At 61.0% G+C, this 11674-nt stretch carries 8 protein-coding genes and 1 pseudogene; 5 read left to right on the top strand and 4 right to left on the bottom strand.

Annotated elements, in window-relative coordinates; all coding sequences use genetic code 11:
- Positions 1–932 (top strand): annotated as a pseudogene (locus CN311_RS32770) (calcium-binding protein); the annotation flags it as partial.
- Between the two features lie 362 nt (positions 933–1294).
- On the opposite strand, the gene CN311_RS30485 reads toward CN311_RS32770, so the two are convergent.
- Complete coding sequence (locus CN311_RS30485) at positions 1295–1597, bottom strand: DUF982 domain-containing protein (protein WP_097577299.1); 303 nt, start codon at positions 1595–1597, stop codon at positions 1295–1297.
- 229 nt (positions 1598–1826) lie between these two features.
- Here CN311_RS30485 and CN311_RS30480 point away from each other — a divergent pair, with 229 nt between their 5' ends.
- From CN311_RS30480 to otsB, 4 genes are all read left to right on the top strand, one after another.
- The gene (locus CN311_RS30480) at positions 1827–2888 is read left to right on the top strand and encodes a glycosyltransferase family 4 protein (RefSeq protein ID WP_097577298.1); all 1062 of its coding nucleotides are present in this window, start codon (positions 1827–1829) and stop codon (positions 2886–2888) included.
- A gap of 49 nt (positions 2889–2937) precedes the next feature.
- Positions 2938–5100 carry an amylo-alpha-1,6-glucosidase gene (locus CN311_RS30475; protein ID WP_097577297.1) on the top strand — a complete coding sequence of 721 codons (2163 nt, stop codon included), beginning with the start codon at positions 2938–2940 and terminating at the stop codon, positions 5098–5100.
- Between the two features lie 171 nt (positions 5101–5271).
- Positions 5272–7050: an alpha,alpha-trehalose-phosphate synthase (UDP-forming) gene (locus CN311_RS30470; protein ID WP_097577296.1), complete on the top strand. Its 1779-nt coding sequence runs from the start codon at positions 5272–5274 to the stop codon at positions 7048–7050.
- Positions 7047–7808: a trehalose-phosphatase gene (otsB, locus tag CN311_RS30465; protein WP_097577295.1), complete on the top strand. Its 762-nt coding sequence runs from the start codon at positions 7047–7049 to the stop codon at positions 7806–7808. The genes CN311_RS30470 and otsB overlap by 4 nt, the downstream gene beginning before the upstream one ends.
- 295 nt (positions 7809–8103) lie before the next feature.
- On the opposite strand, the gene CN311_RS30460 is transcribed toward otsB, so the two are convergent.
- From CN311_RS30460 to CN311_RS30450, 3 genes are all read right to left on the bottom strand, one after another.
- Complete coding sequence (locus CN311_RS30460; RefSeq protein WP_097577294.1) at positions 8104–8646, bottom strand: DUF1697 domain-containing protein; 543 nt, start codon at positions 8644–8646, stop codon at positions 8104–8106.
- Between the two features lie 13 nt (positions 8647–8659).
- On the bottom strand, positions 8660–10297 hold the full coding sequence (locus CN311_RS30455) for a CTP synthase (protein ID WP_097577293.1): 1638 nt from the start codon (positions 10295–10297) through the stop codon (positions 8660–8662).
- A gap of 153 nt (positions 10298–10450) precedes the next feature.
- Complete coding sequence (locus CN311_RS30450) at positions 10451–11584, bottom strand: L,D-transpeptidase (protein WP_097577292.1); 1134 nt, start codon at positions 11582–11584, stop codon at positions 10451–10453.
- Positions 11585–11674: the final 90 nt, after the last annotated feature.

Here is an 11674-nt window from a genome sequence, read left to right as displayed (position 1 = left end):
CCACGCCGACTGCGCCCACCTCCCCCACTACTGATATTTTGCATGGCACCAGCGGCGCCGATGTGTTCCACGGGGATGGTGGCCATACGATGATCGGTTATGGCGGCAACGACGAATATTATGTCGAACACGTCGCCGACAAGGTGGTCGAGGCCGCTGGCCAGGGTCAAGACAGGGTGTGGACCTCTGTGGACTATGCGCTCTCAGGCGGCTCGTCGGTTGAAGTCCTTGGCACCACGAATGACGCTGGCACCACCTCAATCAACCTGACCGGCAACGAATTGGCTCAAACCATCCAGGGCAATGCCGGTAACAACATCATCAACGGCGGCGGCGGTGCCGACAAGATGAGCGGCCTTGGCGGCAATGACGATTACTATGTCGACCATGCCGGCGACCGGGTGATTGAGGCCGCTGGCCAGGGGCAGGACAGGATATGGACGTCCGTGAGCTACGCGCTCGATGCCGGCTCATCGATCGAAGTTCTTGGCACCACCAAGGACGCCGGCACCACCGCAATCAACCTGACCGGCAACGAACTGGCCCAAACCATGCAGGGCAATGCCGGCGCCAACATCATCAACGGCGGCGGCAGCGCCGATAAGTTGAGCGGCTTTGGCGGCAACGACGTTTTCGTTTTCAACTCCGCCCTTGGTAACGGCAATGTCGACACGATCACCGACTTCGACCCGTCCCAGAACAAGATCCACCTCGACCACGCCATCTTTACCGGACTGAATCTTGGCGCGCTCACATCCGCCGCGTTCTTTGAAGGCGCTGCCGCGCACGACAGCTCCGACCATATCATCTACAACAGCTCAACCGGGGCGCTCTCTTTCGACAGCGACGGCACTGGCGATGCATCTCAAATACAGTTCGCTACCCTTTCTCCACATCTCGCGCTTACGGCAGGCTCATTCCTTGTGACTTGAAAAGGCGGGCCTTGTGACTTGAAAAGGCGGGCCTTGTGACTTGAAAAGCGGAAAAACCACATCGCGCCCCAATCGCCAGATAGCGACAGGTAGATGAACTAAATTGGACGCACGTTTCTTCCGGCGAATGTGGATGACTGTTGGCACCTGCGGGTGCCAACAGAAAACTGGCCAGAAATTGGCTCAGTTTGAGTTTTGATTGAGATAGCTATAGACGCCCGCACCGATGGCCACGGCTCCTATCGTGATCAAAATGGATGGAGCTCCCATCAAGGTGGCGCCGATTCCCCCAAACGAGGGCGACGGCTATGGCACCTGCCGTCCCCAAAACCATTCTCGGCCATTTCGACATGATCTGGCGTCTATCGCCTCAGCGCGTATAAGCGATCGATGGTTCCGCCTTCCATCGGCACTGCCACGTCATCTTCCAGCAGACGGGTGATCCGGGCAAAGCCTGTAAAAGCCTTCCTTGCTTCCTCGGCCGACATTTTGCCTGCTAGAGCTGCCGCGCAGCAGTTCAACGCGCATTGATAGACAGGGCCGCGTCGCCCCGTTGGCCATTTCCGCAAGAAGACCATCGCCTCGCTAACGCTGTCGATATCTTCCACAGGCTGCCCCTGCCCGCGCGAAATTCGCACGGGCGAGAAGAATTGCAAGCGATCCATTGTTTCCTCCCCGTCGATCGCGATGCGTTCGATCGAACTATATTAAATTCATGGCCGGTCATTTGGTTCCACACAAAAATGGCTCGCTGGTAAAAGAATTCGTGATGGGCGCATGCCGCCAGGCAGTGCTCAGAGCCACACCGCTGCGCAGCTTTTTGCCGTAGTGGGGAACGTTTCGGGCAGTTGATGCATTTCGACCTCAGCGATGATCTTGAGGGAAATGCCAAAAATGAGAATAGCCCATGTGGCGCCGCTGCATGAATCCGTGCCGCCCCGGCTCTATGGAGGGACCGAGCGCATCGTCTCCTATCTGACCGAAGGACTGGTCGAGCTTGGCCACGACGTCACCTTGTTCGCCAGCGGCGACACGAGCACATCGGCTAGATTGGTGCCGTGCCGCGAGCGTGCGCTTCGCCTCGATCCCCGTCCGCTGAAATCCGAAACGGCCGCGCATCTTTCCATGCTTGCCGAAGTGAGAGAGCGCGCTCGGGAATTCGATATCATTCACTTCCATCTCAGCCATTTCCTGCATTTTCCCTTCTTCGAGCATATGCCCGAGCGGACGGTGACGACACCGCATGGCAGGCTCGACTATGTCGATCTGGCCCCGGCCTATGAGCGTTTCCCGCGTTTTCCGATGATCTCCATTTCCCGGAATCAAAGGACGGGGCTCGCCAACGCCAACTGGCTGGCGACCATCCATCATGGGTTGCCGACCGGCATTTATGAGCCGGCTTTCGAGGCAAACCAAACCGAACCCTACCTTGTCTTCCTTGGTCGCATGTCGCGCGACAAGCGTCCGGACCGCGCCATCGAGATCGCCCTGCGCTCGGGGCTGAAACTGAAGCTTGCCGCCAAGATCGGCGATGACGACCGCGCCTATTTCCATGAGGTGGTCGAGCCGTTGATAGACGGCAACCGCATTGACTATGTCGGCGAGATCATGGAGGACGATAAGGCGGAGTTCCTCGGCAAGGCGGCCGGCCTCGTATTTCCAATCGATTGGCCCGAGCCCTTCGGCCTTGCCGTCATCGAGGCGATGGCCTGCGGCACGCCGGTGATCGTCTGGAATTGCGGCGCCATGCCTGAGATCGTCGATCAGGGTGTGACCGGCTTCATCGTGGATTCGATAGAGGACGCGGTCGCATCGGTGCCGGCCTTGCTGCGGCTCGACAGGCGAAAGGTGAGAGCCGTCTTCGAAAAACGGTTTTCCGCCGGTAGAATGGCCCGCGACTATGTAGCTGCCTATGCGCGTCTGATCGGATCTCCGACGGAAGCAAGAGCCTCGTGATCGACGTCTCGCGGACCAATCAGGAACGAACAAAGAGTTTTTGCAACAAATGACCCAACTCGATGAGCGCAAGCTCGATCCCGCCGTGGCGCTTGCCTCTCTAGACGCTACCGCGCCGCGGGAGCCGCACCGGCTGTTTGCACTTAAACAAGGCGACTGTTTCGCCGTCGCCGATGCCTATGGCGATATACGCGGCGCTGGCGACGGTTTCTTCCGTGACGACACGCGCGTACTTTCTGAATTCCGGCTGACTGTCGGCGGCCGGCAGACATCGTTGCTTGGCACGTCGCTCAGCCAGGACAATGTCCTGTTTACCGCCAATCTCACCAATTTGCCGATCCAGACCGCGGGTGGCCGGGACATTCCGCAGGGCGCGATCCACATCGAGCGTGCCAGGCTGCTCTGGCAGGATCGTTTGTTCGAACGTATCACTCTTTCCAACTACGGCCGGGAACACTCAACCATCGGCGTTTCGTTGCATTTCGGCGCTGATTTTCGCGACATGTTCGAAGTGCGCGGTTCGACAAGGCCGAAGCGCGGCATGGCCCATGCGGCCGAGATTGATGCGGCTTCCGTTCTTTTGCGATACGACGGATTGGACGGGCTGGCGCGCATGTCAGCGATATCGTTCTCGCAAGCGCCCGACCATCTGACGGCCGACCGTGCGGATTTCCTGATTGCCGTGACGAAGCGCAGCAGCAAGGTGCTGTATGTCGAGGTCGGTCCTGAGGTGGCCAAGGCGCCAGACCGCGACCGTTTCCGCGCCGCAGCGGCCCGCGCCCGCTTCGGCATGCGGGCCAAACGCCGCCATGGCGCGACGGTGCACAGTTCAGGTCGCGTCTTCAACGACTGGGTCGAGCGCGCGCGCGCCGACGTGGCGCTTTTGACCACCGAGCTTGCCACCGGGCCCTATCCCTATGCGGGCATCCCCTGGTTTTCAACGGCGTTCGGCCGCGATGGCGTAATCTCCGCATTGCAGATGCTTTGGCTCAACCCTGGCTTGGCGCGAGGTGTGCTGGCCTTCCTTGCCCAGCACCAGGCGACCGAGACGTTGCCATTCAGCGATTCACAACCGGGCAAGATCATGCACGAGACCCGTAAGGGAGAAATGGCAGCGCTGAGCGAGCTTCCTTTCGGCCGCTATTATGGCGGCGTCGATACGACGCCGCTCTATATCCACCTGGCCTGCACCTATGCGGACCGAACCGGCGACATGGCGTTCATCGACAGCCTGTGGCCGTCGCTCTGCGCCGCAGCCGAATGGACGGAAGAGGCAAGCCGGGCGACCGGATTCCTCACCTATCAGCGCGCCGCCGAATCCGGCTTGGCCAACCAGGGATGGAAGGACAGTTTCGATTCCGTCTTCCATGCCGATGGCCGCATCGCCAAGGGGCCGATCGCCCTGGTTGAGGTGCAAGGCTATGTCTTTGCCGCGTTCCGGGGGCTGGCGGCACTCGCCCGTCGCCGCGGCGAGGATGAGAAGGCTGACCACTGGGATAGCCGCGCCGAGGCCATACGCATTGCCGTGGAACGCCACTTCTGGCAGGACGATCTCGATTTCTATGCTTTGGCGATAGACGGCGATGGCGAGCCCTGCAAGGTGCGGACGTCTAATGTGGGGCATCTTCTCTATGTCGGGCTTCCCGAGCCCGCGCGGGCGCAGTTGGTTGCCGATCAGCTCTTGTCGGCATCCTTCCACTCGGGCTGGGGTGTGAGGACACTCGCCGACGATGCCGTGCTCTTCAATCCGATGTCCTACCACAACGGTTCGATCTGGCCGCATGATACCGCCATGTGCGGTGCCGGCCTGGCGCGCTATGGTGAGCGCGAAAGCGTGGTCCGGCTGATGAGCGGCACCTTCGAATCCGCCGTGCATTTCAACATGCGGCTGCCGGAACTGTTCTGCGGTTTCACCCGCGCACCGGGCGAAGCACCGATCGCCTATCCCGTCGCCTGCCTGCCGCAGGCGTGGTCGGCCGGATCGGCCTTCATGCTGATGCAGGCCTGCCTTGGCCTCGAAATCGATGGTTGGGACGGTGAGATCCGTGTCACCCGTCCCAGGCTGCCGATTGGTATCGACATGCTCACGCTTAGGCATCTGGGCGTTGACGCGACAGCGGTCGATCTGACATTCCAGCGCGTCGGCGACCGGGTGGTTGCCTTCCTCGCCGATCGGCACGAAGGCCTGGTTCCGCTTATCGTGCGAACCTAATCCCGGCTTCGCATGGAATTGGATGCAGCGCTCCAATTATCGGAACCGATAGCCCGTTTGTGCGTTGCACAATCATGCCGGTGAGGCGTCTGTCGCGCGCGGCCGGCTGCGACTTCGAAAATCAATGAGAAGAAACGGTCACCAACCGGCCGGAGGATAATCGGCCTTCCAATGACAGACTACGGCACAGAGGTACTCTGGGTTCTCATCCTTGCAAGCTTGGGCCTTTCCGCAATTGCGGTTGTATTATCGTTATCCCGTCGGCGTCATAACCAGACACCGGCCATTGCATATCCTGGCGAGGACGTGGCTTCGGAAGCGGCGCGCAAGGTACTGCGCGAGTTCGAGAAAAACGGTCAGTCCGTCGATGCGGCATTGGTCACCTGGTCGCCCGACACCTTGCGCAAGATCCTGGCCGACGATCTGCCGGACGCACAGGTCATCGTGGTGTCCAATCGCGAACCTTACATCCACAACATCAAAGGCAACGGCGTCGAACTCCTGGTGCCTGCCAGCGGGCTGGTTTCGGCGCTGGAGCCGATCACCCGCGCGTGCTCCGGCACCTGGATCGCCTATGGCGGCGGCACGGCCGACCGGCTCATGGTCGACGAGAACGACCGTGTGCAGGTGCCGCCGGGCAATCCCTCCTACACGCTGCGCCGGGTCTGGCTGACGGAGGAGGAGCATCAGGGCTACTATCTTGGTTTCGCCAATGAGGGTCTGTGGCCACTTTGCCATATCGCCTTTACCCGGCCGGTTTTTCGCGCCTCGGACTGGGAAGCCTATGAAGCCGTCAACCGGAAATTCGCCGACACCGTGGTCGCCGAAGCGCGCAACGAGCGACCGATCGTGCTGGTTCAGGATTACCACTTCGCGCTCTTGCCGCGCATGATCCGTGAGCGCCTGCCCGAGGCGATCATCATCACCTTCTGGCATATCCCATGGCCCAACTCCGAAGTCTACAGCATCTGCCCATGGCGTGAGCGGATCCTGGAGGGGTTGCTTGGCAGCTCGATCATCGGCTTCCATACCCAGTTCCATGCCAACAATTTCACTGAAAGTGTTGATCGGTTCCTGGAAAGCCGCATAGAGCGGGCCGATGCGGCAATCTCCTATGGCGGGCAGACAACGCTGGTCCATGCCTATCCCATCTCCATAGAATGGCCGGCCGAACTTCTGGCAAAACTGCCAAATGTCGACGAATGCCGTGCCCGTCTGCGCGACAGGTTCGGGCTGTCGCCGGATGTCAAACTCTGCGTCGGGGTCGAGCGGCTCGACTACACAAAGGGTATTCTCGACCGTTTCCAGGCGCTGGAAGAATTGTTCACGAAACGTCCCGAATGGATTGGAAAACTGGCGTTCCTGCAGATCGCGGCGCCGAGCCGCGGCACACTCCCGGCCTACAAGCAACTGCATGATGAATGCCATCGCTATGCGAAAAAAATCAACCAGCGCTTCGGCAGCGAGGGCTACAAGCCGATCATCATGGTTGCCGAGCATCATTCGCAGGAGCAGGTCTACGAGATCTATCGAGCCGCCGATATCTGCATGGTCACCAGCCTGCATGACGGCATGAACCTGGTCGCCAAGGAATTCGTCTCGGCGCGCGATGACGAACAGGGCGTGCTTCTGCTCAGCACCTTCGCCGGCGCCTCGCGCGAACTGCTGGAGGCGCTGATCGTCAATCCCTACGATGCGGCCATGATGAGCGAAGCGCTGCAACAGGCGCTGACCATGACGCCGGAAGAGCAGCGCGAGCGCATGCGGCCCATGCGCGAGATGGTCCGCAACAACAATGTCTATCGCTGGGCCGGCAGCATGCTTCTTGACGCGGCGCGTCTGCGCAAGCGCGGCGACCTCGACCGGGTGACGGGTACCAGCGAGCGGTCGCCCTCAAACGCCAACAACGTCATCTCGATGTTCGAGCGGATGCGGAAGGCTGCATCGTGAGGGGCGTTCAAAAGCCGCCGGCGCTCGATCTGCCGGCAGGGCAATGGGCGCTCTTCCTCGATATCGACGGCACCTTGCTCGAACACGCATCCCATCCCGACGCCGTATTCGTCAGTGAGGAATTGCGTGGGCTTCTCGGCAATATCGAGCAGCAATTAGGCGGCGCCCTCGCCTTCATCACCGGACGCTCTGTCTCCGCCGCTGACAGGCTGTTCCACCCACTGAAGCTGCGCGCCGCCGGACTGTACGGATTGGAGCACCGGCTGACGCCCAACGGCCCGGTCGGCGCTGCGGATACACCGGCCGACATCGCCACCCTTGCCGACGCGATCGAAGCCGAACTGGATGACCGCCAAGTTTACATCGAGCGCAAGGGTCCAATCCTCGCCATCCATACTCGTGCGGCGCCGCATCTGCTTGCCCGAGCAACCAATCTTGTCGAACGGGCATTGGCCCAGCTTCCGCAGGGCTACCGAGTGATCCCGGGAAATGCCGGCGTTGAGCTCATGCCGCTGGAGGCGGTCAAGGGCGGCGCCATCCGGCGTTTCATGGAAATTCCGCCCTTTGCCGGCCGGCGGCCCGTATTTCTCGGAGACGACACGTCTGACGAAAACGGCTTCGAGGCGATAAACGAAGCCAGGGGCATCTCCATCCGCGTCAAGCCTAACGGACCGACGGCCGCAACCTACGCGCTTGAGAATGTTGCCGAAACAATAGCTTGGCTTGAGGCCAATTTCGCGGTGTCACGGGTGCCTTGATCGCGGCCTTCGGTTGGCCTTGGACGGATGAAACCGAATCGGATTGCAACTCAACTTCGGACAACGCCATTGTCCGATCGATAAGCGCGATTCTCATTGAATATCTTTAAGGCCAAAGGCGACAAATCAATCGGTTGCCGGTTCCCTTGCGGCAGGCTTAACCTGCACGGTCAACGCGTGAGGGCGCCATCTATTACGTGCTGCGCACGATGGCGCTCGGCGCCGGAGCACGGATGGCAAAGGCTTGAAAATGGGGCAGTAGGCAGAAGGCGCTAGGGAATAGAGAACTGCTTCCCTACTGCCTACTTACCATCTCCGCCAGTTTGCGCACCGTGTTCCAGTTGCGCGAGGTGCCGATGCCAAGACGTTTGTGGCTCACCGCCGCAAGCAGCCGCGAACTCGGCGTCTCGCGCGAAAAGACGATCCAGAGATCGCCGCCAACCGCCCGCAGCTTTTCGTTCCTGCCGATACAGGCCTGTAGCGCGGTAACTGCTTCATCGGGCACGGGCGCCCGCATCACGCGCACCGCCACCTGATCGCCTGCCTCCACCGATTCGGACGGAAACGGATTGCCGGCCGCGAGCATCAGCCAGTCATCCGCGCTGCGAACGATGATATCGACATGGCGGCCGAAGGTGTTCTCGAACGCCGCTTCCAGCCGCTGCTCCAGCGCAGCAATTTTCGTCTGTTTCGTTTCGAAGACCAGATTGCCGGTCGCCACCAGCGTGCGCGGATCCTTCAGCCCTAAGTTTTCCGCCATCGCCTTCAGGTCGGCCATGACGACCCGTCGCCCCTCGCCCAGGATGATGCTGTAGAGCAGCGCGACATAGGTGTGCATGGGCGACCGGGCGCTAGACCAGCCGGCTCTGCTCCACCGCCGCCCCGATGAAGCTGGCGAACAGCGGATGCGGATCGAGCGGCCGGCTTTTCAGCTCCGGGTGATACTGCACGCCGATGAACCAGGGATGGTCGGGATATTCGACCGTTTCCGGCAGCACGCCGTCCGGCGACATGCCTGCAAACACCAGACCGCAATCCTCGAGCCGCTCCTTGTAGTCGACATTGACCTCGTAGCGGTGGCGGTGACGTTCGGAAATCTGCGTGTCGCCATAGATATCGGCGATCTTCGAACCCTTGGCGAGCTCGGCCTGATAGGCGCCGAGCCGCATGGTGCCGCCGAGATCGCCGGTCTCCCTGCGCTTCTCCAGCATGTTGCCCTTCAGCCATTCGGTCATCAGGCCGACGACCGGCTCGTCGGTGGGGCCGAATTCCGTCGACGAAGCGTGCTCGACGCCGGCCAGGGAACGCGCCGCCTCGATGCAGGCCATCTGCATGCCGAAGCAGATGCCGAAATACGGCACTTTCCGCTCGCGGGCGAACTTCGCCGCCAGGATCTTGCCTTCCGAGCCGCGTTCGCCGAAGCCGCCGGGGACCAGGATGCCATGCACCTTTTCCAGCCAGGGCGCCGGATCTTCCTTCTCGAAGATCTCGCTTTCGATCCAGTCGAGCTTGACCTTGACGCGGTTGGCCAGCCCGCCATGCGAGAGCGCCTCGATCAGCGATTTATAGGCATCCTTGAGGCCGGTATATTTGCCGACGACGGCGATGGTCACCTCGCCTTCCGGGTTGTGGATGCGGTTGGACACCTTCTGCCAGGGCTCCATGCGCGGCTTCGGCGCCGGATCTATGCCGAAGGCAGCCAGCACTTCCGAATCCAGACCCTCATTGTGATAGGCTATCGGCACGTCGTAGATGTGCGGTACGTCGAGCGCCTGGATGACCGCACTTTCCCTGACGTTGCAGAACAGCGACAGCTTTCTGCGCTCTTCCTTCGGGATGGGACGGTCGGCGCGAACCAGCAGGATGTCGGGCGCGATGCCAATGCCGCGCAATTCCTTGACCGAATGCTGGGTCGGCTTGGTCTTCAATTCGCCCGCCGTCGGGATATAGGGCATCAGCGTCAGATGGACGTAAACGGCGTTGTTGCGCGGCAGATCATTGCCGAGCTGACGGATCGCCTCGAGGAACGGCATCGCCTCGATGTCGCCGACAGTGCCGCCGATCTCGCAGAGCACGAAATCATAGTCGTCATTGCCGTCGAGGACGAAATGCTTGATCTCGTCGGTGACGTGCGGAATGACCTGCACGGTGGCGCCAAGATAGTCGCCGCGCCGCTCGCGCTCGATGATGTTCTTGTAGATACGGCCGGTGGTGATGTTGTCCTGCTGGTTGGCCGAACGCCCGGTGAATCGCTCATAGTGACCAAGGTCGAGGTCGGTTTCGGCGCCGTCATCGGTCACGAAGACCTCGCCATGCTGGTACGGCGACATCGTGCCGGGGTCGACATTGAGATAGGGGTCGAGCTTCTTGATGCGCGCGCGATAGCCTCGCGCCTGCAAGAGAGCCCCAAGGGCCGCCGCAGCGATGCCTTTTCCGAGTGAGGAAACCACGCCGCCTGTGATGAATACATATCGCGCCATGGGAGTCATCGCTTAACGCGGCCGAATTGATTCCGCCAGAGAAAAAACCGCCGCGAAGGCTTTTTCCCAAGAAGGCGCTTGGATAATGGATGCCCTGATGGTGAATGGGGCAAAACAAAAGGGCCGGCGAGGCCGGCCCTTTTGGCAGTATCGTTTAAAACGTCAGATGATGACGACCTTGGTACCGACTTTCACCCGGCGGTAAAGGTCCATGACGTGCTCGTTGATCATGCGGAAGCAGCCATTGGAGGCGCTGGTTCCGATCGACTGCGGCGCGATGGTGCCGTGGATGCGCAGATGGGTGTCCTTCTTGCCCTCATAGAGATAGATGGCGCGCGCGCCGAGCGGATTTTCGCCGCCGCCGGGCATGCCGTCCTTGTACTGTCCATAGTGCTTGGGCTCGCGCTTCTGCATGTCGAGCGTCGGGATCCAGCGCGGCCATTCCTGCTTGTCGCCGACGGCAACCGTGCCCTTGAACTGCAGGCCTTCACGGCCGACCGCGATCGCATAGCGGCGGGCAGTCGACGAGGATTCGACGAGATAGAGGCGCCGCGCACTGGTGTCGATGACGATCGTGCCCGGATTGTAGCCGGAGAATTCGACTTCCTGAGGTACGAATTCCGGCTTTACCTTGAACTGCTTCTTGGCTTCCTTCCTGGCAAGTGCGGCGTCAAGCGCGCGCGTCTCGGGAAGCAGCGACATCGATGAGGACGAGGACGTGCCGCCGAACAGGCCGGCGAAGAGCCCGACGCTCCGCGGTTTCTGCGCGATCGCCTCGCTGCGCAACTCGCCATTGTTGCCCGTCAACGCGATATTCATCGCCTCGGCCGGAAGTGATTCCGCCGATTGGATCGGCTCGATCGGCTGAACCGGTTCGATGAGCTTCCTCTTCTTGGCCGGCTTGGCGTCCGCCACCTTGGTATCTGCGGCCGGCTGCCCCTTCTTGCCAAGGGCTTTCTTGGCAAGGAACGCCTCTCGATCCGCATCCGCCTTGGCTTTGGCCGCCGCGCGCATCGCCAGCTTTCTCGCCTCGAGCGCCTTGGCCTTGGCGGCTTCCTTGTCGGCTGCGATCTTGGCTTCGATCTTGCTGATCTGGGCAAGGTCGTCCGAGGTCGGATTTTTCTTCTTCTTGAGAAGCCTCAGTTGCGCCGCGTCGCTTTTTGCCGCGGCGTTGATGACATCGGTTGTTACTGCGGCTTTGGGAGCCGAACTGCCCGCCGGCATGGCCGCGTAAGCGGGCGCACTCAGGCCGAGCACGGCACAAAGGCCGGCTAAAATGAAGCTGCGAAGCTGCATGGCGAAGATCCGATCGTTCAATGCTGTTGCCCACGGCGTCGCCCGGCGCCCCCCAAGGACGCCGAAAGTGCCGCGCGCAATCTATAATCG

Source organism: Mesorhizobium sanjuanii, assembly GCF_002529485.1.
Lineage (GTDB): Bacteria > Pseudomonadota > Alphaproteobacteria > Rhizobiales > Rhizobiaceae > Mesorhizobium > Mesorhizobium sanjuanii.
This window is presented reverse-complemented; position numbering and strand designations above follow the sequence as displayed.